This window comes from Photorhabdus australis DSM 17609, assembly GCF_000711895.1.
Taxonomy (GTDB): domain Bacteria; phylum Pseudomonadota; class Gammaproteobacteria; order Enterobacterales; family Enterobacteriaceae; genus Photorhabdus; species Photorhabdus australis.
The window spans coordinates 1-24,795 of the sequence record NZ_JONO01000064.1; the positions used below are offsets into that span (position 1 = coordinate 1).

Consider the following 24,795-nt stretch of genomic DNA (forward strand, 5'->3'; position numbering starts at 1 on the left):
ACCTTGCGATATTTTTCACTCGTCACCGGAATAGCCAGGCAAGCTTTACACTCTTTTTTACTCTCCGTTTTTTCACATTCTTCCGCTTTAGACTGGGCCTTCGCCTGAACCGTACTGGTATCAACCGATTCTTCCCCTAAATCATCATCCTCCCAAAAATCCGCATGCGCTTCAGCACTCCAGACGATATTTCTGTCTTCATCCGTGATGTCAGGACTTATTCCTTTAAACAATTCATTGGTAACTTTGCTATTCCGAATCTTTCAATAGGAAATTATTTAATCGGTTTACGACAAAACTTATCTCTCGGTTAGAGATTTTATTAAAGTCTGTTTCTTTTGGAAATTCTTGTCTGATTAATCCATTGATATTCTCATTTACCCCTCTTTCCCTGAGAGCATAATGACTCAATAATCCTAAACCATTATCAAACGTCATTATTTCACTCCTTGATTTTAATGGGTATAACACCTTCACTGTGACTTCCGCCACCTATTTTTCGTTCAGTTTAATGATTATTGTATATGGCATTTTGCGTCCAACCCATACAAATAATACGTTCTTTTGGCGTTACTCAAACCTAATTGTTACATAATAGGTTAAAAAAACAGATAATAAGAACCATAACTTCTGATAAATCCAACGAAAAAACATGCTCAGATGAGAAAAGTAAATTTTCCTCTTTAAAACAGTTTACACATAACAGATAAAAGAGATTGAAAAACCCACATGATAGATGTAGTTCTCGGTGATACGGAATATCTACAAATGTAGCAAAACCAAAGTCATGATATAGTAAAATTAAAATCAGTTATTTAAATTTTTCAGTTTTATTTTCATTTATCTAAGGGGAGTTTGGTAAATTCTTCACTATCAAACCTTCAAATAAAATTAAATTTTCATAGGAAAAATAAGATGACTAATAAAATATTTAAGAAATTTATTATGTTTCTTGTAACATTATTAACACTAGGAACATGTTTACCTACATTGGCCATCAATAGTAAAGAACACCCCCCGTCTGAATATCGTATATCAAAAGGTGACATAACAAAATTTGGTGGAGCACGCAGAGTTACACAAGAACAAACCGCAGCGCTTAGAGACTCATTAGATAATAAGAAAGTCAAGAACGTTATATTGTTTATCGGTGATGGTATGGGCGATTCTGAAATTACATTAGCTCGTAACTATGCAGAAGGTGCAGGAGGATTTTTCAAGGGAATTGATGCAATGCCATTAGTTGGACAATATACACATTACTCATTAAATAAAGACACCAAGAAACCCAATTATGTTTCGGATTCAGCATCTTCAGCTACTGCCTGGGCTGCTGGAGTAAAAACTTACAACGGGGCATTATCCATTGATGTTTTTAACAAACCCCATCAAACCTTATTGGAGCTAGCAAAAAAGAACAGAAAAGCAACCGGTAATGTCACTACAGCTGAAGTTCAGGATGCAACATCAGCAGCACTGTATGCGCATATCTCTCAGCGTGAATGCTATGGCCCAACAGAAACATCAAAAATGTGTCCTACTGATGCCCTCGAAAAGGGGGGAAAAGGTTCTATCACGGAACAACTTCTGGTGGCACGTGCAGATGTTACGTTAGGGGGAGGAATAGAGATTTTTTCCCAGCAGTCAGTGGCAGGTGTCAATACAGGAAAAACACTGAAACAGCAGGCGCTGGAGCAAGGGTACCAATGGATAACAGATATAACATCATTGAACGCGGTGAAAGAAGCGAATCAAAAAAAACCGCTATTAGGATTATTTAATGAAGAAGTTTTACACGGAATGTGGGAGGGACCTAAAGCGATTTATCATGGAAATCTTAACGAAGCCCCGGTGAAATGCAAACTGAACACCAAACGGAGTTCGCAGCAACCGACATTAGTACAGATGACCGAAAAAGCCATTGATCTACTGAAAGTCAATAAAAATGGCTTCTTCCTACAAGTGGAAAGTGCGTTGACTGATGATTATGAGCATTCCGCCAATCCTTGCGCACAAATCGGTGAAGTCGTTGCTTTAGATGAAGCAGTACAAGCCGGTTTGAGATTCGCTAAACAACATGGGGATACACTAGTAATTGTTACTGCGGATCATGGACATTCCAGTCAGATTATTGAACCTGATGTTAAAGCCCCCGGTTTGACCCGTTCACTGATTACCAAAGACGGGGCCGTTATCACAGTCAGTTATGGTAATTCAGAAACAACTTCTCAGAAACATACTGGCACACAATTACGTGTAGCAGCTTATGGCCCACACGCTGCAAATATTGTTGGATTAACCGACCAGACAGATCTATTTTTTACCATACGGGATGCGATGGGTTTGAAATAATATTAGATGAACAGCCCGTTATAAGATCACTCGCACAGCATAATGTTGCGCGAGTGATCTTATTAGCTAGAAGCCGAACGATATCCACGCAATGCACGCTTCCAAACTAATCGTGCCACGATAAAGAAAAAGATGGCTATTCCCAGCGATCCCATTGCCAAAGGCAAGGTCAACATCCCTAACAATGCCATAACTGGGGAACTGGTCATGACACCAATGGGGATCAGAAAACTAAAGATTAACCGCCAGGGCATACCAAATAGATGAATAGGCCAGCGAGCAAAACCCAATAACGAAGAGAGAACATTAGTCAAATTTTGCACCCTGACTAATGCAAAAGAGGCAGCAATAGCAAGAACAAACAACGCGTAAGCCGTGGCAAGCCCACCGAGCGATAAGATGACTGTCATCATGATATCCATGAACGAAGGTTGAATATCAAGCTGTATAAAAGCGTAAATAGCCAAGCCAAGCCCGAAGAAAAAATCAATACTTTTCCATAACCTAATATCGACGAGTGAACAGAGAAAAAGTGAATCGACGGGCCGCATTAAAATATAATCAAATAAACCCGTTCGAATACCTGAAACAGCGGCAGCAAGACTGGGAGCAATCAAACCTTCAACAACAGCATATAACATCATATACCAGCCCATTAATACCAGCATTTGCTCGAATGACCAGCCTGCAACGGTACCACGTTCATTAAACAAAATGAAAAGCGGTAACAGTTGTAGTATCGCCATGATGAGTGAAAGCAAACCATCTATCATGAAGTCCCAACGGTATTGTATAGAGCGTTTTATACTCAAGATAAACGCCATACGAATGACTACAAGAGAATGCATCATTATCCAAACGCCAAGTAACGGCGGACACCTCGCCGCCAGACAAAAAATGCGGCAGCAAACAGTAAAGCCACCAGTGCGAACTGACAGGCTACCCAATGAGCAGCGACAAGCAGGGAATGTTTTCCAATTAATATTTCTACTGGCAGTGAAATTACAAACCGGAATGGCAGCCAATTTGCTATCTGACCTGCCCACTCTGGTAATAAGGCCAACGGAAACATATATCCTGATAGTACACTACTGGCCGCAACATATATTTTATGTACAACTAATGAACGCTCGATCCAGAAGGTCAGACTCCCGATCAGCAAGTGGATGCTTTGATTAATAAGGAAGGCACCTGACAACGCCAGTGCCAGCAAACCTAATTGCGGTAAATTTAGCGGTTGGCTCTGTAAGCTCATTATCAGTGCCAATATAAAAATAGGTAAGGCAACAATTAGGCTTAATCCCAGTTCGGCAATAGTAATTGCCAAATAGTTGATAAAAGGATGAATGGGGCGCATCAACCAAACAGAAAGTTCACCAAGACGGATATTTTCGTTAATGTCCCAGACGTTGTTACAGCTGGTTAATATAGTGGTCACGAGAACGGCAACATAGTAAAGATTAAAATCCTCTGCGGTATAACCTTGAAAAGAGCCATCTTGAGTTACCGAACGCCAAAAAACCAGCATGATTAATGGCATACTGAGTGTGACGAGCCAGAGCAGAAATTCGGCTCGAAATGAGAATGTTTCAAATAATCGGACTTTTATAAGAGCGAAAAGCATGTCGGTTCGCCTCTATTCAGGAATTTATTTTTATTCGGTTTTATTCTGGTTGGGATGACCAAAAATCTGGCGCAGTATTTCTTCCAATGGAAGATCTTCTATGGTGAGGTCAACTGCCAATTGTTGTTCAACCAGAAAATGTACGAGTCTAGGGACATGATCGCGGTGAACTCGAATTTGGGAACGCTCTTCCGTTTGTGAAATGAGCGTGCCAAAGCGTGAAAAATCGGGAATATTGATCTGGCGATTCATCGAGAACGAGACGATTTTTTCAGGATTCTGTTTCGCCGTGAAGGTTCGCAGATCGCCGTCATAGAAAATCGTGCCACGATCAACAATGATAATACGTTGACACAATACCCGCACATCTTCCATATAGTGTGACGTCAGCAGAATAGTAGCATTGTGGCGGCGATTATATTCAGCAACAAAATCACGCAGAGCAGCTTGCATGGCGACATCAAGACCAATCGTCGGTTCATCAAGAAAGAGAACCTTGGGTTGATGGATCAACGAGGCAACCACTTCACACCGCATACGTTCCCCTAATGAGAGCTGGCGAGTGGGTTTGGTCATGATGGTGTTCAGTTGCAGTAAGTCGCCCAACTCTTTCAGAGTCTGTTTATGTACGGCCACGGGAATCTCAAACAGGACCCGGATCATTTCAAATGTATCAATAGGAGGCAAATCCCAGATCAATTGCCCCTTATTACCCATTACAAGACCAACACTGTGTAAAAAAGTTTTTTCGCGCAAATAGGGAGTATGTCCTTCGATGGTGATTCGGCCACTGCTGGGATGTAATAACCCACTGAGTAACTTGACCAATGTGGTTTTGCCGGCACCATTGGGGCCGAGTATCCCTACCCTTTCACCATTTTCTATCTGGAAGCTGACATTTTTTAGTGCGACGACGGTTTCATATTTCCTTTTCCAGAGTGAATTGAGCGCGGAACGGAAACTTTCGTTACGTTGATGCACCTGATAAATTCTGGAGACTTCTTCTGCTCGGATCATGCTCAGTCAACTCCAACAACATGTTGTGCTACACGTAATGCATTTGCCTGAATGGTGAGTGTGGGATTGAGCCCACCGGGGAAAGGCATAAAGCTGCCATCTACAATATAAAGGTTTTCGAGTTCGTGAACTCGGCAATTAGGATCTAAAACAGAACGAGCAGGATCTGTACCACTACGGCATGTACCATGCAGGTGAGTACTCCCTTCTTCAGAACGTGTACGTTTAGAATGAATTCGTGTGGCACCTGCGGCGTGAAGAATATCGACAGCGCGTTCAACCATATAGGACAGACGAGCCAAATCATGAGGAGCTATCTGATAGTCGATCATGATTTTAGGTATCCCCCAGACATCACGATGAGAAGAAAGTTTCACCCGGTTTTCATAGGCAGGGGTATCTGCAATGATGGTTTCTAGTTCTAAGGGTAGTAGTTCAGGGAACTCATCGGGGGCAGGGATGGTACGCGCTTCGTAAATTAATCCTCCCATTCCACTGGGGCAACGAGCATCAAGATAGTGGTCCAAAATCGCCAACGTGGAGAAAGGACCACGAAGCCCAACAGCATGATTACGTGTGGCATCAGTTACTGGTACTACACCACGTATACGCTGACTGAGTTTCATGCATAGCCCACGGCCAACGAGATCATGCCGATTGCCAATACCATTGGGCGCAAAAGGGGTGACTGATCTCAATAAAAGTGCCGCACTCTGTATTGCGTTACAGGCAACGAAGAAATACCGTGCTTTCACATGACGAATACTACCATCTTCCAGATCCAGACAGCGCAGCGTACTGATTTGTTCCGAACGTTCTTGTTCCAGCGCCACGCCCCGGATACCTGAAAGGAGGGTAAAATTGCAGTGGTTGACCAAACGCTTAATATAGATATTCAGGACATCACTTTTAGCACCGCTGGGGCATTGGAAATCAATACAGCGTTTTTCCTGTGTGCAGAGTTTAGGATCAATCGCCATCGGCGTTGTGAACGGATGATAACCGAGCTGTTTTGCCGCCGCTGCCATGATATCCGCAGGCAGTGACCTTGGGAGGGCATTGCCTCCCTCTTTTGCGGGTGCTGTGTGTGGCCCACCACTGACACGCAATTGTTCCTCAACAATAGCATAGTATTTTTCTAAATCAGTTAGATGAATTGGCCAAGCAATATCAAGCCCAATACCTGATAACCAGGAGCGAGCATCAAAATCACAATCCTGATAACGGAAAGATGCACCGCCATAAAAGAGCGTTCCCCCTCCTACGTTTCGCGTACTCCAAGACCATCCCCGCTCTTCCCAGCCATTTTCCCCCTTAATCTCTGCCATAGGAGAAGAGCTATCCACCTCTTCTTGTGTTACTTTAGGCGCAAGTAGGTTTCCTTCTTCAACCATAATGACCGACCAGCCACATGCTTGCAGTGCATTCGCAACTACCGCACCACTGGCACCGCTACCTATCACACAAGCATCGGCAACTAACTCAGCAGGTGCCTGTTTTAATCCATGAAAATGGCGTGCACCTAACTGTAATTTTTCTTGAATTGACATCTTATGATTTTCTCCAGGGTCCATTATCACCACTTCTTTTCATCACTAGAAAGGCCAAAGGAGGTTGTTTTCATCGGTGGCGCGCTGCCATGTGGTGTAACAATTGGCGATAAGCAGCACCCACGTCATTCCATAACCAATCAGATCGTGGAACTGGAGTCAGCCCCGTAATACCATCTTCTTTCAACCAATCAAGTAAAGCGTTGTTATCTTCAGCAAGATGAGCGGCAAAACGGCGTGTAGCCCCCGAATGGACATAAGTCACAACCGGTATACCCAGTTGTACAGCTTCGGCTGACAGAAAGTTAAATGTTTCGTGATAATCACTTAATACTAATGTGGCACTGGCTCCGCCAAAAATCAGCTCATGATCATATTCCAGATCGTAATAATCGAAAACCTTATGTCGTTCACCCAAATTTAAGCCATTAAAATAGTGCCTAGCTTCTTTGCCTCGTTTCGACCAGTTGTTAAAGAGGATATGCAGATGCAATCCCTTCTCCAAACAAGCCTCAACAACCGGAGAGAGCTTCTCAAGCGCCACTTTACCCGCCAATAAGACTACAGGACCGTTGGGGGAATGGTAATCTCGGGCGGGGATATGATCCGCCGCCCAGGGAATGTAATGTCGTTTGGGAAAGCAATATGTCCACGGCGCCTCATAAAAAAAGATATCGGCGGCATAGGCGTCTGGCGCAGCGGCAATGGCGACACAATCAGCGGCATTTGCTCCGGGCTGATGGGCATGGCAGGTAGACAAATTGGCATGGGTGTCGGTGAGCAACGAGACATCATGCCAGACCCGGATAGTACGCTGTCTCAGCGATTCTGGCGCTTGTTGGCCGACGCGAAATAACTCACTTTCCATTAAAGGAATGATAGCCGTGATATTTTGGGACGAGACTTGCTCTGCTAAATTATCAAAGGTTGGGTATTCTTGCGCAGAATACCAAATGACCTCAACGTCACAGCGGGGCAGGATATGCGCAAGATTCCAATAGGCCGTTTCTATTCCCCCCCATCCCCGCCGATCAAAATTGTCTGGATACCGTTCTATCAATACCACATATTGTAACGTTTTTTTAAAGGACATAATCGAACGCCTCACTTTTTTGATGTGAACGATTATTGCAACGACGGCAAATGTCCGTTGCATTTCGATTTCCACATGAGAGTGCTTTACGAGCCCGACGAAACTGAGGTGAATTCCAGATTCCCATGATAGGGGTGTCAAAGACGTTGCCGAGAACCACTTCTTCTTTGTTATCTTCATAGCAAAGTACTACATTTCCTGTGATCGTGATAATCAACATGTCTGATGGCGCAAAACAGGGAAGATTCGAGACGATTTCTGGCCCAGCGATCACATTGCCCGCGCGATTGGTTAACTGTAACTGATCAGGAATAAGCCAGATAAGATCAGGTTTGGGCGCTCCAGGTTTGCTATCGTGTTGAGTGATAATAAACTGTTTAATGCCATTTTTATGTAACAGTTGATATTTCTCATCCGTCAGATAATCGCCATTGCTATACAGTATTTGTCTGACTTCCGGCAGCCGTTTAGTGACCCGGGCAACAAATTGCGGTAATTTAGGATGCAGCAACGGTTCATTATAAAAATGATAAGAAAGTCTCCCGGTAAAATTTGCTTCTTCCAATCTGTCGATAATACGCTCAAATTGCTCAGGTTTCATTCTGTTAGGGGCATTGCGTGGCGCTGTTACATTAGGGCAATACACACAACGTCGATTGCATCGTGAATTGATTTCAATCTCTACCATAGAAAACATATACGCTATCCTTATATGTTATTTGGTTGGGTACTGTTATTTGGTAACAGATTGCTCGACTAGCTCGTGATAGATACTTTTTAATCGAGGCAATACAGCGTCTGGTGCAAAAATTTCTATCGGATTTTTATTGTTATCACTCTCTTCTATAATGGGAGTCTGTTGAGGCTGGGCCAGAGCACAGTTAATACAGTTAACCAATTGGTTCATGTCTCCAGCAGGAGCGAGCAGCTCAGGCGAAATTTTTCCCAGTATTTCGTTAATACCGCCAACGGCATAGGCCGCCACCGGCACTCCTACCGCAGTAGCTTCAATGGAAACACCACCAAACTCTTCGTGTTCTGACGGCATGACAATGACATGACAGGCCGCAATCGCGGTTGCCACCTGATCATTAGGGATAAATCCCGTGATGGTAAATTGGGACTCTAGCTGATGTTGAGCAATAGTCTCTTCAAGTCTATGCCGCTGCGGGCCATCTCCCACGACTAAAAAATGCAGGTCAAGATGACGCAGACGATCAGCCACAGCAACAAAATGTGTCCAGCCTTTTTCTTTTGCTATACGCCCAATAAAGCCAATGTTTTTTGTTTTTAATCCATATTTCTTTCGAAAAGCCTGGATTGCTGATTCACCGGGATGCCGGAATCGTTTAGGATCGACAACATCAGGAACGATTTCCACACGACGAGCATATGGACGAATAGCAGAGGCGGTACGTTCAGTCAGTGCGATGGTTGTTGCGGCAATGTTTACCGCCTTACGCTCCAGATAGCGAGCCAGTTTATGTGTCATACGATCCCAAATTGACATCGGTTGATAAACTGACAGTCGTGAACAGTGGATAGTGAGTATTAATGGACAAGATAGCAACTTAGGAACCAGATAAGCGACTAGCAGCGCAGGGATTTGCCCATCAAGATGGAGATGAATAAGATCAAAAGGTTCCTGTCGCATTTTTGGGCGGATAGCTAACAACGTTGCCAGTGCCCAAGATTGGGTTAATCCCTTTAATCCAGTCAACTCCGAACGTAATTCAGGTAACCGGAGATAAGTCCTTTCTACACAGAGATTGGTGTGTAAATTACGTTGGTGTGGCAGACCAGGAAAACCGATAGTCATCACATGCTGTTGTACTCCTCGCTCCGCCAACCACATAGCCTGCCGCCAGATCTGAATCTGCATTCCGCCGACAGAGTCATATTCAGCAGGCCAACTCTTTACATCAGGGTGATGAAAAAAAGGCGTTAATCGCAATACACGCATATCTTGTCCTCTTTTCCTATTTATTAAGTGTCATACGATCACGCTGGTTGTTGAACTCCTGGTTAGAAAGGCAAGTACCACAAGGAAAGTGGTCGTATTCCTGCTCTTCTTGCAATCCTTCAATTTCCAAATACTTGGGAACAGGAGAGTAAGAATCACACTTCACCATTGAGATATTTTCGCCATCAATGTAATAGTTGAAACCATTCTTAATCTGGTCACAGACGAAATCACCACGTCGCCCATGTTGGTAGATGTAATCCCAACGGTCGAAGAAAGCCTTACATTCCAAAAAAGGGGCTTTATGAAGTTGTTCATAATTCAGATGCACTGTCAGCGGTCGCCCTTTAGTTGCTAGCAGGGGTAAAAAATGTAGGCGACCAGTGAAACCACGAGTCTGTAAGGTATCGATAAAATCATTAATTTCTTCGATGGATTGGCCGTGGTAGACACATTGCAGTTCAGCAGAAAGGCTCACGGCATGGTCTAAAATGATATCTATCTGTTTTTGTTTTAAACCCCGTGCCTTATTCATTTGCTCAGTATGCCCATCAATAGAAATGACCCAGAGCAAGCCAGGACGAAGACAGGCGGGAAGACGAGTGCCATTGGTGAGTACTTCGATGGAATAATCTTTTTTCTGAACACATTCGGCCAAAAAATCGAGTATTTTTGGGTACAGTGTAATTTCCCCATCGGCTTCAACCCGAAGGAAAACATCATGCGGATTAAAGCGCTCCAAAATGCGTGTTAATGAACTAATAATAGCTTCAGTATTCACTCTAGCCCGCTTTATCTCACAATAGCTGCAACGTAAATTACAAGATGTTTTTATCCCGATATTACGATAACGACGCACCCGGCGAGTCACGGGGGGCCAAGATGAAGGTGGTTGAATAGTATGAATGATATTGATTAAGTCTGACATAATACCCCCTAAGAACCTGATTACTACGTATAGATCGACATTTATAGGCACCTCTAGAAACTGAGAACTCTCATATAGTGCCAGTAGGTTTTAACTTCTTTACTGCGCTCCGTTGAACAATTGTCGTGACAGGCTGTAATCAGATTCTGATTAAATTTTAGGTTGTTTGAAAAATATGCTGGCGCAACATTGATTCAACTAAATCAATAGGCACAAGTGTTAAGGGATGCCCTTCACCACTCCAAAGGGGGGTTCCCAATTCATTTAACAGAATCATCGGAATTTCATTGGGCTTCGCGCGCAGATAACCACGTTTATTATCAGATTGCAGTATCTGCATAATGGCTTCCGGGGTTGTTCCTACAGGTGCCTTAATATCGACGCCGTTAAGGTGAATCAGGCGGTAGTGCATATCACGTGCTTGTGATGTCAATAAACCAAGGGTGTGAGAAACTTCAGCTGCGACTATCATGCCAAGCGCCACAGATTCACCATGAGTCAGTCTTCCATTACAGCTTAATTCGATAGCGTGCCCTACAGTGTGACCATATTCGAATACAAGGGCATGATGTCTCTCCCGCTTATCGTTAACCATGACTTTTTGTTTGGTGAGAGCCCCCGCCTGAACGATACATGCAAGTGTTTGTTCGTCGTAATGCGCTTCTGCATTCAGTGTACTGGTTAAAAATGGGATATTTTCGGTTTCTAATATCAGCACATTTTTAATGATTTCGCATAATCCAGATCGCAAGTGTTGGGACGGCAACGTCAGCAGGAAAGCAGTATCAGCAAAAACCGCTTCGGGCGTATGAAAACAGCCCATCAGATTTTTTCCTTGTGGCATGTTTACCGCTTGTTTAAGAGAAATAACAGAATCGCTCATTGCAATCAGGCTAGTGGGGATATGCACGAAACGAATACCACGAAATAGTAGCGCGGCCAGCAGCCCTGCTATATTGCCGATAACCCCCCCTCCCATCGCGACAATAACACTTTTGCGATCAATATCCGTATTAAGCAATTGATTTGCCAGATAATCCAATGTATTGAGTGATTTATTTGCTTCTCCTTCTGGAATTGACCAGACCCAAACCGGCACCTTTGTTTTTAGAGTTAGCCGTTGTACGAAAGGAGCAGCATGAAGCTGGTTTACGGTATCGTCAGTAATGATATGCAGAGAAGACGCCGACATCTCAGCTAAATGCGCCGAAATTTCCTCTGTGCAGTGGCTCCCTACCCAGAAAGGATAAGCAACATCTTCAAAATGCAACTCAATTTTATGCATAGAATACGCATTATCTTGAAGTAAACAGGATGACACATTGCTTTTGTCATGTAATTTATTGTTATTAAAAGGTATATCAATACCATTTTTTTCAGTATTTATCATTTTTTTACCTATGATTAAGGTGATAATGGCATTGGTTCATCAGATGATTGTGTATTAAGCTTCTTGTTTATTATTTCTGCGAGGTTATTAATTTCCATTGACAAATGTTCGTATTTCGACCAACCCAGAGTGCAGTCAAGGAGTGCTTCCAGACGTACCATAAATTCAATGGCATCCCGTGCAGGGATCTCTAACCGTCCTCGCTTGATTAGTTCTTCTACGTCATCTCCCGTTGTCTCACAGGCGATTTTGATAATTAATTGACGAATATAACCTACTGATATTGACATGATTTCTCCCAAAATCTTTCTGCATGGTAAACGGCTTGCCCGGTATGGAAACATGTTTGTGCCAGACGTTGTGCATGGACAATAATTGCATCAATCGTTTCCTGATCGGTTTGGCTGGCATAATTAGATAGTGCTGAGAATTTATCTGCTAATGCTTGATCAATACTGATGGCTTCTAGTATGCTGAATTTTCGCTCTGTCAACTGTTTTTCCAAAATATCCAGTGTAAATTCAGCTGCATAGGGCAGGTCTTCGTAAAAAGCAAGTTGCCATTGATGATTATGTAGTGAACAAATGGCATGATGGACAATCTGATGGTCGATATGATGACCAATGGCGGCTGGCGCAATCACAACATCAGGGTTGGACTCTTCCAAGACCTGCTGTAGCATCTCCAATACGATTAAAGTTCGTATGTCATTAGTAAGTTGTCCCTGAGTAAACTGCAATTGGCGCTCACTCCCATCGTCATAGCCGGACAAGCTGGAATCTGAGAGCCCAAGAGGGTATAACTTCATCTTAAAATTTTGACAAAAAGTCTGCTCTTCTTTTACCCGTACTTTACTGATAACGTCGGAACCCGCATCACGCAGGGATTTAGGGAGCGCCCATCGACTTTGGGTAAATACGGTCACAACCTCTAATGTGGATACAGCCGCCAGTTGTGAGACAAAACCACCTATCGAATAAGCAATATCATCGGGATGTGGAGCAATTAAGGTCAGACGTTTACCATACCAGTCTTTTATTCTGCTCATAAGGCATACCTTTGTAACCAATGGATAGCATCGGCAGCAGGCATAATATCACTGGCACCGTCGATCATATTAAATGCGGCTTCCATTTGTCGCTCGATAGAGACATAGATTTGGTGCTGCGTAGAAAAGTGCAGAGCAAGTTCTGAAAATACCTGTTTGAAGTGGATTTCCAATTCCGTTAAAACGGCTTCAGTTGCCAGCGAGATAGCCTGATTATCAAACTTATACAGTAACAGGCCGTGTTTACCGCAAGCAGTATAGAAAGCCTCATCCAATTCTGGCGTTGCACAGACAAATTGCAGTAATGGTCCATCTCCCATGACTTTTATTGGCAACTCTGCCTGTGCAATTAGTGTGCGTAATGTGTTTGCTAACATTGACCCACACGTGACCAGACGTTTGTAGCCTTGTTCGTCATGCATATATTTCAATGTGGCTAAAGCAGCAACAATAGGCACTGTGTCAAAGTAGGCGGTATAGGTCATATGTTTAGTTTTTTGCATCATTTCAGTTGGCCCGACGAGGCAGGATAAGCGTTGCCCATTGCATAGTCCTTTGGCAAAGGTATAAAAATCAGCCTGTTCGCCAATAACCTGTTGTAACGCAGAACCAGTCACTGAACGATAGCCATTTTTGACTTCATCACTGCAAAATAGAACGCTATATTCACGGGCAAGATGGGCTATTTTTTTTAATGTTTCTGGTTTGAGATGTACATAGTCGGGAGAAATCATCACCATTGCGACTTCGCCATGATAGTTTTCTAACACATCAGCTAGTAATTCGGGGATGAAGTAGAAGTCGATAATACCGCTTTCATTTGGCTGCAAAAAATGGGAAGGCGAAGCCCATAAATCCCCCCAACCGTGGTAACCTGCGCTGGCGATGATTTTTTTACCTGTTATCTTCCGGGCACACTGGACAACAGCACGGCAGGCTTCAGTTCCTGAGCTGAAAAAGGCAACTTGTCCATTGGGGATACCACTATCAGCAACGATGATTTCTGCAAGAGCCTCAAAAGGTTCTGACCAGCAGGTGGAAGACCCCTGTTTATTATTTAAACTGGCGATTATTGCTTCTGTGACTACCGGATGATAGTGTCCCAACGTGATGCTACCTTTGCCATTCATCAGGTCAATATAGTCTTTTCCATCACTCAGTCTGACGATAGCACCACTTGCGGATAGAGCATGTAAGTTTGGTGCCGGTACGCCGACAACAGAGGCGATTTTTTCAGGTTTACTCATAGACACTCCCCGATATTTCAGTCGGTTGCATATTCGCGATGCTTTCGATAATCAAGTTGTGGTACTTGATAAAAGTTTGGAATAACAAGGTGAGATCTTCACATAAGCGCATCTTACCTATAGGGCTAAATTGACGTACTTCCCGGCGGAAACCGTCAAGTAGTAAAAGCAGCGCAACAGGTAAGGAAGTGAATATCACTAGTGAATTATCATTCTCTGTCCGGTTACGGCTGTACATCAGCTGTAATGTGGCGGGCGGCAGTTGATATACCAACAGAAAAACAGCTATCTCCAATTCTGGCCAGCTTATCCCTCCCCAGTTAGCCTCCTGATGAAAACGGTAGAGATGCCCATCCTTACCAACTTGCCAGTGCCAATCACCAAAGGCATAGCTAAGGGAAGAGCGTATTGGTCGGGTACTTCCTGCAAAAGGAGGAATATTGAGTGAATCAAGCCAAATAGGTAAGTCAGGTAATTTGTGTTCACTCAATTTACTTTTACCCATTTTGTGTTGCAAGCGTTCCCATGCATTACGAATGGCTGCGCCTATTGGAATCTGAGGTAGCTGGCCGGCAATATCTATTAAAGGTGATTGGCTGACAGACTGAATAACAGCGTTGCACTGTGTAAGCCAAACCTGATGATTTTCATGAGGTGTTTCAGCCATAAGATCTCGTAATGGCCGCAATCCCGGAAGATGTTGAGCAATATGATAACCATCAAGAAACCACGCCTGAGGATGGGCAGTATTGGCTTGCTTCACCCGATTGAATTCCATGAGTCCATAGGTGCTTTCCCCAATAAATCTCAGGTGCAACAATGGGGTTTCATGTTTATCCGTGACTAACAAGGGGGTTTTTTTGGGGTTAATCAACCTTCTTGCATATTTTTCCATTGCTGGCGAGTTCCAAGGCAACCAAGCCTCACCCAAGCCATATCTTTTTTCCATTGTTGGGCAATGGATAAAAATCTGTGTATCCGCGTTATTTATTATTGTCGAATTCAGTAAATCAGACGCTGGTATCGCAGAAGTCAATGTAGAAAGAAAATGGCGGTGATCATTTTTTAACAACAGTTGCCAGAGTGAACGCCGTTCACGTGTCATCAGTGGTGATCGCACAAATACGGTTGACCATGAAGCTGATGTTGTGATTTTTCTCACATGCCCAATGCTGGCAAACCAGATGTTTTCTGCTTTGAAGGCTAACCATTCCGCAAGTTTTTCAACGGTATTGCCTGTATCGGGTTGATCATCAACAATCACGACGTCTGGACGTTCAGATTGTGCGTCAAGAAGACGAAATAGAGTATCCAACTCTGAAGGATGGTACTGACAATAGGCGTTAATATGCCTTAAAGGGCGCAGTGTTAGCCATGCAGGGGACACACCATTAATCTGAGTTAATCCTGCAACCCAACGTGGAATAAGAAAACTCCCACCACTGCGGAGACCAACAACCACAATGGAACGCCCAGAGGCAAACTGGCGGGCGAAACGGATTGCATCATCCACACAGACTTCGGTATCCCCTAAATCATAGCCATAACACTCTGGCAAGGGGAGTGCCAAAATACGGGTCAGTAGATCCATCCAGGGAGAAAATTGACCTTGCAATACAAGACCTATTTGTTGAGAACACTCCGTTTCAGCCGTGATTTTATGACCACAAGCGATAGACAAAGCGGCCTGTTGTGCATGTGTAGCAAAACATTTGGCCTGACGGCGGACAGATAACGGCTGTTGACTGGCTTCAGTAAGAAGACTTAGGTCGCTCCATATTTGTCCCAGAGCGCAGGCTGATACATAACCATCACCGTTTTGAGCATATTCAGTGGCGAATAACTTCGCCACTAACTCTGAGGGGGTAATCTGTATTCTGGCAACCTTGCCTAGGTATTTAGTCATTCTGCCCTCATTTTGTCCGCATAGTGCTAATAATCGCAATCGGATCAACTTCAGACAATTTAAAACGGCCTTTCTCCTCTGTGGCTATAGGAGCCAGAGCACGTTGAATACACGTTTCAATTTCCTCTGTGATGCCATAAGGGATAAGACTAAGTTGTCTGACAAATTGTTGACATTGGCCCTCAGAGAGTACATTTGCATGATAGGCAAGCAAGTACTCTTTGCAACGTTTAAACTGACTTTGCCAAATCGCGATTTCACCTGCGATTGAGGCAGCAGAACCTGCATTTACCGCGATTTCAGGAACGTGGTGCAAAACTAAATTACGCAATCCGGCATTTTCTGGGGCAATAACCAACTGCTGCAATGTGGCCGACAAATCACGACGATGTAACAAGCTGACTGCGATCCGCTCAGCCCCAATCTGGGAGAGTGGTTTTTGTACCATCCGCATCAACGTCTGCTCAGGCCATACTGCTGAAAGGAGTAATCCCATCTGCCCTGCGGTAGTGTGAAGGCATTCCCACTGTTCTTGGTCATCCTCTGTTTTTTCCAGCTTCTCAATAATTCGGTGAAAAACATCCCAGGCATGGTCAAAACCAGCAAGGTAAGCGCTGGTGACCTCATCACGTATAGATTCATTCAGGCAGAGTGCAGCGAGCGTTGAGGCAAAGGGCAACGAATAAACCGTGATACGCTGAACAGAAAAATCAATCACAGCCCGGTAATTAACATAAGCGTGGAATAGATCACGCCAGGGAGAATGTCCCAGCATGTCATATACATGGGAAACTTCATCATTAGGCACATAGGAGAAATCATAAGCAGTATCGAATAGCACCCGCAACCAAAGCACCAGTTGTTCGAGATCCTGTCTCTGCCAATGTAAGCCATCAGCACGCTTTAAACGTAAGAAAAGTGTCCAAGTGCCTAATTGGCAGACCCGATTTGATGATATCTGCCATTGTGGTTTCCATTCTGAAATACGTGATGCCAATGCATCGAAGACATATAAGCGACCAGTCTCCTCTTCCGGGGCATTCGGAAGCTCGCAGAACTCAACAACCAATTCCTTCTCATTAAAGAGGAAGCTGGCCTTGTGTACGACAAAGGGCAGAGAAATCTCAAAGAGGTTATTAGTTAACCTTAAAAGGCAAGAGCGGGCATCACCAAAACCATCAGCGATATTGATCAATTTGTGTAAATACGCGGGTAGATCCGGTCCTGATTCAGCCCGGAAACGAACCAGCATCCATTGATGCAATAGATTGTGTAACTGGTGGGCATTTTCTATCGGTAGCTGTTCCGGTGTCATATTACCGGCGACAGGCATTAAAACCTGCCAACGTAAGAAATCATCCCCCAATATTTCTACAACATCTTCTTTTAATTCAAGAAAAAAAGTGTCCGGCATAGGGTTATGACGAACATGTTCTATCCATCTCTGGAAAACGCATAATGCCGATTTTTCTATGGCGGAAAGCGCTGATAGCTGGGCAAATTCCATCCAGTCTCTGAGCAAATCTAGATAATTTTGATACGTGATCAGCTCATGTTTATCAACAACATCGGCTAATACCGCCTTGAGTACTTGATCGTAAGTATCCACTAAATCTATGCGACAAAGTGCCCATAAGGTGGATAATTGCGCCTGATGTAACTCTTTCATCAGGCTATCCGTCGCTTGTAGCAAATCAGCAGCTTCACTCGCTCCTGCCAGTGCTGCGGCTGCTTTAAAGCGCTTAAGTGGAGACAAGAAAGCCACATAGTCAGCAAACGCTTTGGGCACACAAACCAGATTCGCCAGTGCAGTCGGTGACAATTGGCGATGATGGATAACTTCAAACAGTTCGTGAACAGAAAGTGTAGAACCTGCTGCCTGGGTTAGCGCGTGTAAAATGTTGATCCGGTCTGCATCTTCATAAATGGGAATAATGTCTGTATCTGCAAGCACATGAAGTAGACACTCCAGTAGCAGACGCCCATCCCCATTTGGGGACGTTATCGCAACATCAACCCATTGCGTCAATGGCATCGCGGGAATTCTCTCAATCCATGATTCGGCTTTGGTGAATAACATCAGCAGGCGCAGGTCATTGAGTTGCCTGACCTTATCCGCCAATGTTGGGATAGCCCTACATAGGTGCGGTAATGTCGATTGCGGATCGGTTTTGGCTCTGAAAGCACAGAGATAATCTGTTGTCGCATCAGTTGCCGACCAATGAGCAGGGTAGAACGTCATTGCTTTCTCACCGACTTGTGCAAGGAGCCAACCTGTTAAACTTGGGCTTCGGACAATGTCACCATGCTGTAACCACGTGTCCATTGGAAAAAGAGTACGTTGCCTGAGTGAGGCACCGATTTTTTCCTCTAATACCGGTAAGCCAGCCAGCACACGTTGCAAAACATCCGAAAGATCTTGAGAAGACAGCGCCGTAGTGGGCAAAGATTCACTATCGTCAAAAATATGCTGTACAGCAGCGGGTAAATTAACTGATTCAGTGGTTTCCGTTGCCAATTCGATAAGCGGCTTTTGTGCACTAAAGTAGGCGTGCTCTCCCACACTATCAATAATGACCAAAGGAACTGCGGGGATATTGGTTAACTGGGTAAGAAAAACGGGCAATTTTTGTTGACGGAACATGATGCCAGCATGTTCACTGGCAACGCCTGATTCAACGAAGACAGCCACAAGAGTGGATCGCACTGGCAAAGGAAGACGCAGGTAACGAGACCAAGCATCGTCTAATGTGGATGCCGAAAGGAAAACGCCTAAATTAGGCTTTGCAGGATGCAGCAATGTTGTTACGGGAACCACCCGCATACTACGTGCCAGCTCTTCTTTCACTTCAGTGGTTAACTGTTCAACCTGACGCTCAAGTACATAACCCGGAGCGGGGCGTGCCTGTACTAACCAAATCTTATCCACTCGAACCTGACATAATTGAGCGCCATACCACAAAGGTGCAGCTAACGTTGGCCAATGATAGGCCACAGAGTTTGCCCTTGAGCCGGGGGATTGTGCCGACGCAAAACCAAAACCGAACGCCAGTTCTCCCCGGATACCTTCAGAGGCATGTAAAGTCAATCCGGTCACGGAAACCAGGCCATGATCCGTTTCCAAAACCCACTCAGTGTCTAACGCAATTTCAGAGAGATGTTGATGTAATTGATTGATAATTTCATTTAAATCATGGCATACATCGGCTGTCAGATACGGAGCCTGTAAGGCATCCACTGTAGATGGCGTACCTTCAATCAATTTTTGAACAAAACAGGTGATTGGCTGCGGTTGATAACCCGGATCTCTTAACCGTTGCTGTTCAATGGATTGAGGTTCAAATCCACTAAAAGCCACCGCAGAAAGCGTATCACTAAAATCTGCCGGACAATGACAGATGATACTGGCATAGCCTCCAGCATTCACGAAAGTATCGCCATCCTCTAAACCCGCACTGCGAATAATCCAGGGTGCAGGGCCACAAACTCTCTCAACTTGTTTTATCCAGTCAGGGTGCTCAGTGATGTACTGACTGTAGAGGGTGCGTAGCAGCGTGGTATCTGCTTGCGGATAATGTCTTACAATGGCAAGCGCTTTATCAGCCGCAAATCCCACTAAAGTTGGAACCAATGCTGAAAAATCAGTGTGCCGGGAAAGTTGTTGTAATCGTTCAAATTTTGCAGCCATACGTTTTATCTTCTTACCTTTAAAGCCATAATCTCAAATGATTTTTCGCGTTAACAAGAACAAGCCTAGATTTTCCACCTATCTCTTCATTCTCTATAACGTGCAATGCCGTATTACTGATACGCATATGCCAGCGTTGTAATGGGGAGATTTCCAGCCCTAACAACACAAACATTGCTAACTCTATAGTGAATGCATGGGAAACGATCAAAGTGACCTTTTCCCGGCCACGCTGTTGGTGCCGTTGACGCAAAAAATCGGTCACTCGTGCTCGTTGTTCAATAACAGTTTCTACTTCAGGTCTTACTTTAATTGTGGGACTATTCAAACGTTCTTCCAGCATTGCATCCCATTCCGGCAAACTTAATGGCGGTATCAGTGAAGGTGCTATACGCACTTCTTCCAAACGCTCATCAGGTATCAACGGTAAATTGTACCGTGCAGTGAGAAATTTGGCCGTTTGCATTGCTCGGACCATTGGGCTGCTAAATATCTTGTCTCCGATTAACTCCTTGGGAAAATTATCTGCCAATAATTGTGCTTGTTGCTGGCCCATTTCCGTCAGTGGCGAATCAGGCAAAACTGAACTGATTAACACATGGTCATCCTGTAGATTGCATGTTGCTTCTGCATGTCGGATGAACACAAAACGATGGCAATGTGTTGATGTCATAATAGTTTTGGCCTTTTGGTGATTCACAGATGCTCGGCATGGCTCATTACCTTCTCCAGAGCACGCTGGACATCAAGCATGTCTGTTTCTTCTGCAAGTAAAAAATGATGCGGCAAGGCAATGTGACTATGGGAGAATGCCTCCGCTATTGGCAGACTAAAACGCTGCGGCTGAACGGATGACTGAAAGTCTTTGCTTAATGCGAAACGCCGCCGACTCGCGGGTTGGTATAACTTACATTGATTTAATGCGGCGTACATAGGCTTACAAGGTAAATTCAGCTCTGCTGACAGGGCTTCCGCCAGTTTTTCTACTGAAGCCTTCTCTAAAACAAATTCAGGTAATCCAATGACATAGCTATAATAGACTCGCTCAGTGGTACCCAGAGTGGTTTTCTGAGGAAAACAGTCAATTTGCAGCATCAATTCATCCAAATATTCGGCATTACAGCGCCGAATCGCATTCTCGGTATCAAGTTTTTCTAATTGAGCTAACAAAATTGCGGCATGAAATTCAGACAAGCAATAGTTTGAACCCATTAGCTCTGCGGTTTCTAATAACTCCATATGATCCAACGGTGGTGGTACACTGCTTAATGTGCGTCCATCGGCGCGTAGATGGGCTAATCGTCTAGCAATTTGCTCATCTTGAGTTAGTACCGCTCCACCTTCTCCACTGGTTAACAGCTTACTGTGTTGCATGCTGAACGTTCCAGCAATACCAAATGTCCCCACATGTTGACCAGCAAAACGAGCACCGTGTGCTTGAGAACAATCTTCAATAAGTGGCAGATTATGTTTTTCTGCGATATGCATTAAGGCATTCAGATCTGCAACCGCAGAACCGAGGTGTACAACTGTAATAGCACGACAGCGAGAAGTAATTGCTTTTTCAACCGCATTTGGATCTAAGCATCCTGTCTGAGGATTCACGTCGGTTAGCATTGGAATAGCATTAATATTAAGAACAGCTGATGCTGAAGCGACCCAAGATAAACCAGGTACAATGACTTCATCACCAGCTCCGACCCCTACTGCCTCTAAAGCCATAGTCAAGCTGGCAGTACCACTGGAAGCAGGAACACAATAATTAGCATTCGTGTAATGTGCATAAGCTTCAGCAAAACGCTGTTCAAAAGAAGGTACCCCACGGTATGGTCCACTTATTGACCAACGCTGACTATTTAAAACAGAAAGTAGATTATCTACAGTTTCGGGAGAACTTGTAGGCCACCTAGGCCAAGACATTGTTCGAATGGAAGAGCCACCATGTATTGCCAGTTTAGACACGATGAGTAATCTCCTTTTCAAATAAGAAGTGATATTAATCCAGCGAAAAATCCATAGGTATCGTTAAGCTATAAAGGATATGTCTCTCTTTCATTTACATAGAATATCCTATGTGAATTACTACCGGTTTACTAAGTTAAATAACCAATAGCACTGCTACACTCAGTCCTTAAACTCAGTTATAGCTATAGGCTTTCACTTTAATACAAGGTGTTACACTATTTTTAAGTTTAACTTAAATAAAATCGTAAGATTTGAAAAAGATTAACATTTGGTATTCTGCTTCTTAATAGAAGATGTATTATTTCGTTAGATTTTTTAATCTAAAATTTATTTTAAACTATGTATAAAATACAAACCATACAAAAAAAATCAATAAATTAATAATCTAATCTTCAATATCGTGATTCACGTCATAATTAATTAATCACACGTAAATACCATAAATTCAAATATGATATTACCAATTAGAATTACACCACAGACAATACATTTAATCTTAATAATCAAGGTCATACATTAAATAATTAGATCTATATATAAAATACAGTTTTCACGCGCGATGAAAGTCTCTATAACTTTATCGCGCATTTCTTCTTATTTGTAAAAAAAATGTTTTTTCGGTTCAATCGCTTGCTTCGAGTTCTTGAATTCAAGTTATCCAGCTCTATACACGGAGTAAACTATTTTCCAACTAAATAGCATATATGGACACCGACTCAATTCAAGTGGGTGAATAAATTTTTCTGACAACGTAATCGCAAACATATATTCGGCTTCAATGAGCCCTGATGAAAATCCGCACTCTCTGCCCTCATTATTTCAACAGTCTCGATAGACTGAGTGATTTACCAGGTTCACAGAGAGTCGGTTCTACCTGTCAGTACATCAATTTATGGACTTCTACATCATTTACATCATGGGTAACTGGCAAAATGGCGGCCATTTTTGAAATCCGTACTCTCTCCCAGCGCTATCATCAAAGCGGAAGCCCCCAGTGGACCAATACCTGGTAGCGTCAGTAGACGACGAATATCTTCCTCTTGTGCATTCAAATGATTGAGGCGTTTATCCAGTACTTTCAGACGCAGCTGCTGTTCTTTGAGTTCAAGCAAGAGTTCTTGAAATAATTCACGGCTCAGCGGGGTCAGGTCATTTTGCATTAAATGTGATTAAGCAGAATACCAGTATAAAAGACAGTCAGGCGGCTAAACGTCGAAGAGCCATTTGGTCAGGGGAATTCCGTAGTCAACTTATCTTTGATTAAATTAAACACAAAGTGGAATCCCGCCTTGACCCGCGATAGGAATACCCTTGTGAGTAATACCCTATGGATTTCAAGATGCATCGCGGCGGCAAGGGAGCGAATCCCCGGGAGCATATACCCAATAGGTTTCAAGTTGCAGTGCGGCGGCAAGAGAACGCATCCCCAGGAGCATAGATAACTATGTGACTGGGGTAAGTGAACGTAGCCAACAAAGCAGCAGCTTGAAAGATGAAGGGTATAGATAACGATGTGACCGGGGTGAGTGAGTGCAGCCAACAAAGAAGCAACTTGAAAGATGACGGGTATAGTCATCAATAGCGGTAATCACCTTACCGCCATGATCTGTCGTATCACCCAGCAGAATAACCGCCTTTGACATTAACGTTCTCCACCATTTCTCGATTGGTAAATAACACCATCTCCATCACACTTCAGTAATTAATGGCAATAATCCCAAGTTCACTAACTGAATTTCAACATCATTGGATTTATCAATATCATCCTGATTTCCACCATCAAAAATGCCTTTCTTAGTGATAATCAAGGTGCCGATTTGTTGATTATGTTGATAAACGGGAAGTACCTCCTCCGCCATAGGCAGATAGGATTTATCAATAATGCGGGGCTGGTAAAGCATCCAGCCAACACTGAGGCGATCAGGGAAAACCTGTCTGCCTTTTACGGTATAACCATTATTTTCGATTTGAATATAAGGAAGGTCACGACTGGTCGCTAAATATTTGACAAAGTCGATTAATCGGGATGTATCAAGCCGGGTACTCTCGATTCTTAGGTTTAATATTAACCAAACCCAGTTGGGACGAACACTTGACATTTTTTTATAACTAATACCACAGGACAATTCATCCTTTTCGCCATCCCATATGCCAGTGATCAATGAAGGAAAATCTTTCTTATATTCTTTTTCAAAGTCTTTTATAGCAACCTCGGTTGGCCCCAATTCATCAAACACAATATTCTTCAGGGCCTCCTTTCGGGAGTAACCAGTTAAATACCAGTTTTTTTTCTGCCCGAAAAAGATATCGATTTGCCGTGTAATATGAAACAAATCCATCAACGCAGTACGGACGGTAATAATTTCCTGTTGTTGATGACGTACATTAATTTTTACACGAACTATTGTCATATTTACCTCGGATTAAACTAAATTTGTTAGAAGTGATAGGGAGTATAATGAACGCTAATATTTTTATGATCGCTAAACAGTATCTTAAAATACCCATAACTAATCGGCTGTAAAAAATGCCATTCCACACGGGGAGTCTCCTCCAGTACATCACAGACTTTTTGATGCCTTTCTGCTTGCTTTTCGGCTGAGAAAACACCTTTCCACCAACCTTTAGGCTCATCCTCACTAATAAAAAACTGATCATACCGCGCTTTGGCCTCCAGAAATAAGCAATACGCGGGTCGCCAGCCATCAAAGGTCACTTTCAGGCACTGAAATTCCTGGATCATCTGTATAGTGGGATCATATTTCGTTTGGGCAATAAATCGCTGATAATTAATTGTGATAGCGCTCCAGCGGCTAACCTTGCGATATTTTTCACTCGTCACCGGAATAGCCAGGCAAGCTTTACACTCTTTTTTACTCTCCGTTTTTTCACATTCTTCCGCTTTAGACTGGGCCTTCGCCTGAACCGTACTGGTATCAACCGATTCTTCCCCTAAATCATCATCCTCCCAAAAATCCGCATGCGCTTCAGCACTCCAGACGATATTTCTGTCTTCATCCGTGA

General features: G+C 43.5%; 20 protein-coding genes and 3 pseudogenes. 1 reads left to right on the forward strand and 22 read right to left on the reverse strand.

The window, feature by feature from the left end; all coding sequences use genetic code 11:
* Window positions 1-233 (reverse strand): annotated as a pseudogene (locus tag BO26_RS15745) (hypothetical protein); the annotation flags it as partial.
* Window positions 219-567: pseudogene (locus tag BO26_RS24190) on the reverse strand (IS30 family transposase); the annotation flags it as partial. The pseudogenes BO26_RS15745 and BO26_RS24190, both read right to left, overlap by 15 nt.
* A gap of 348 nt (window positions 568-915) precedes the next feature.
* On the opposite strand from BO26_RS24190, the gene phoA reads away from it, so the two are divergent.
* Window positions 916-2,352 carry an alkaline phosphatase gene (phoA, locus tag BO26_RS15755; protein WP_036773039.1) on the forward strand — a complete coding sequence of 479 codons (1,437 nt, stop codon included), beginning with the start codon at window positions 916-918 and terminating at the stop codon, window positions 2,350-2,352.
* A gap of 62 nt (window positions 2,353-2,414) precedes the next feature.
* Here the strand turns inward: phoA and BO26_RS15760 are convergent, their stop codons facing one another.
* The 20 genes and pseudogenes from BO26_RS15760 to BO26_RS15855 form a co-directional block, all read right to left on the reverse strand.
* Window positions 2,415-3,203, reverse strand: coding sequence for an ABC transporter permease (locus BO26_RS15760; RefSeq protein ID WP_036773042.1), 789 nt, complete (start codon window positions 3,201-3,203; stop codon window positions 2,415-2,417).
* Window positions 3,203-3,976, reverse strand: a complete 774-nt coding sequence (locus BO26_RS15765) for an ABC transporter permease (RefSeq protein WP_036773044.1) — start codon at window positions 3,974-3,976, stop codon at window positions 3,203-3,205. Before BO26_RS15765 ends, BO26_RS15760 begins: the two co-directional genes overlap by 1 nt.
* 30 nt (window positions 3,977-4,006) lie before the next feature.
* Window positions 4,007-4,993, reverse strand: coding sequence for an ABC transporter ATP-binding protein (locus BO26_RS15770; protein ID WP_036773046.1), 987 nt, complete (start codon window positions 4,991-4,993; stop codon window positions 4,007-4,009).
* Between the two features lie 2 nt (window positions 4,994-4,995).
* Window positions 4,996-6,543, reverse strand: coding sequence for a GMC oxidoreductase (locus BO26_RS15775; RefSeq protein ID WP_167332163.1), 1,548 nt, complete (start codon window positions 6,541-6,543; stop codon window positions 4,996-4,998).
* A gap of 70 nt (window positions 6,544-6,613) precedes the next feature.
* A complete protein-coding gene (locus tag BO26_RS15780; RefSeq protein ID WP_036773049.1) occupies window positions 6,614-7,636 on the reverse strand; it encodes a glycosyltransferase family protein in 1,023 nt (340 codons plus the stop codon).
* Window positions 7,626-8,333, reverse strand: coding sequence for a radical SAM/SPASM domain-containing protein (locus tag BO26_RS15785; RefSeq protein ID WP_051691014.1), 708 nt, complete (start codon window positions 8,331-8,333; stop codon window positions 7,626-7,628). Before BO26_RS15785 ends, BO26_RS15780 begins: the two co-directional genes overlap by 11 nt.
* A gap of 36 nt (window positions 8,334-8,369) precedes the next feature.
* Window positions 8,370-9,599 (reverse strand): glycosyltransferase, encoded by a 1,230-nt coding sequence (locus tag BO26_RS15790; RefSeq protein ID WP_036773051.1) that lies wholly within the window; start codon window positions 9,597-9,599, stop codon window positions 8,370-8,372.
* A 16-nt stretch (window positions 9,600-9,615) separates the two neighbouring features.
* Window positions 9,616-10,527, reverse strand: a complete 912-nt coding sequence (locus tag BO26_RS15795) for a radical SAM protein (RefSeq protein WP_036773054.1) — start codon at window positions 10,525-10,527, stop codon at window positions 9,616-9,618.
* A 157-nt stretch (window positions 10,528-10,684) separates the two neighbouring features.
* Window positions 10,685-11,917 carry a 2-deoxy-scyllo-inosose synthase gene (locus BO26_RS15800; RefSeq protein WP_036773056.1) on the reverse strand — a complete coding sequence of 411 codons (1,233 nt, stop codon included), beginning with the start codon at window positions 11,915-11,917 and terminating at the stop codon, window positions 10,685-10,687.
* Between the two features lie 14 nt (window positions 11,918-11,931).
* Complete coding sequence (locus BO26_RS15805; RefSeq protein WP_036773058.1) at window positions 11,932-12,207, reverse strand: DUF6137 domain-containing protein; 276 nt, start codon at window positions 12,205-12,207, stop codon at window positions 11,932-11,934.
* The gene (locus BO26_RS15810) at window positions 12,192-12,965 is read right to left on the reverse strand and encodes a PIG-L deacetylase family protein (RefSeq protein ID WP_036773060.1); all 774 of its coding nucleotides are present in this window, start codon (window positions 12,963-12,965) and stop codon (window positions 12,192-12,194) included. Before BO26_RS15810 ends, BO26_RS15805 begins: the two co-directional genes overlap by 16 nt.
* Window positions 12,962-14,212 (reverse strand): aminotransferase class III-fold pyridoxal phosphate-dependent enzyme, encoded by a 1,251-nt coding sequence (locus BO26_RS15815; RefSeq protein ID WP_051691015.1) that lies wholly within the window; start codon window positions 14,210-14,212, stop codon window positions 12,962-12,964. The genes BO26_RS15810 and BO26_RS15815 overlap by 4 nt, the downstream gene beginning before the upstream one ends.
* Window positions 14,205-16,118, reverse strand: a complete 1,914-nt coding sequence (locus BO26_RS15820; protein ID WP_036773062.1) for a hypothetical protein — start codon at window positions 16,116-16,118, stop codon at window positions 14,205-14,207. The genes BO26_RS15815 and BO26_RS15820 overlap by 8 nt, the downstream gene beginning before the upstream one ends.
* 7 nt (window positions 16,119-16,125) lie before the next feature.
* Window positions 16,126-19,806: a hypothetical protein gene (locus tag BO26_RS15825; protein ID WP_036773063.1), complete on the reverse strand. Its 3,681-nt coding sequence runs from the start codon at window positions 19,804-19,806 to the stop codon at window positions 16,126-16,128.
* Between the two features lie 19 nt (window positions 19,807-19,825).
* Window positions 19,826-20,479: a histidine phosphatase family protein gene (locus BO26_RS15830; RefSeq protein ID WP_157835569.1), complete on the reverse strand. Its 654-nt coding sequence runs from the start codon at window positions 20,477-20,479 to the stop codon at window positions 19,826-19,828.
* A gap of 23 nt (window positions 20,480-20,502) precedes the next feature.
* Window positions 20,503-21,726 carry a DegT/DnrJ/EryC1/StrS family aminotransferase gene (locus BO26_RS15835; protein WP_477707041.1) on the reverse strand — a complete coding sequence of 408 codons (1,224 nt, stop codon included), beginning with the start codon at window positions 21,724-21,726 and terminating at the stop codon, window positions 20,503-20,505.
* 965 nt (window positions 21,727-22,691) lie between these two features.
* A pseudogene (locus BO26_RS24450) lies at window positions 22,692-22,928 on the reverse strand (transposase); the annotation flags it as partial.
* Window positions 22,929-23,213: 285 nt separating this feature from the next.
* Complete coding sequence (locus BO26_RS24200; RefSeq protein ID WP_036773070.1) at window positions 23,214-23,414, reverse strand: PAAR domain-containing protein; 201 nt, start codon at window positions 23,412-23,414, stop codon at window positions 23,214-23,216.
* A 45-nt stretch (window positions 23,415-23,459) separates the two neighbouring features.
* Window positions 23,460-24,182 carry an Imm52 family immunity protein gene (locus tag BO26_RS15850; RefSeq protein ID WP_036773071.1) on the reverse strand — a complete coding sequence of 241 codons (723 nt, stop codon included), beginning with the start codon at window positions 24,180-24,182 and terminating at the stop codon, window positions 23,460-23,462.
* Between the two features lie 26 nt (window positions 24,183-24,208).
* Window positions 24,209-24,795, reverse strand: a 587-nt coding sequence (locus BO26_RS15855) for a Tox-REase-5 domain-containing protein (protein WP_036773073.1), incomplete at its 5' end; no start/stop codon positions are given.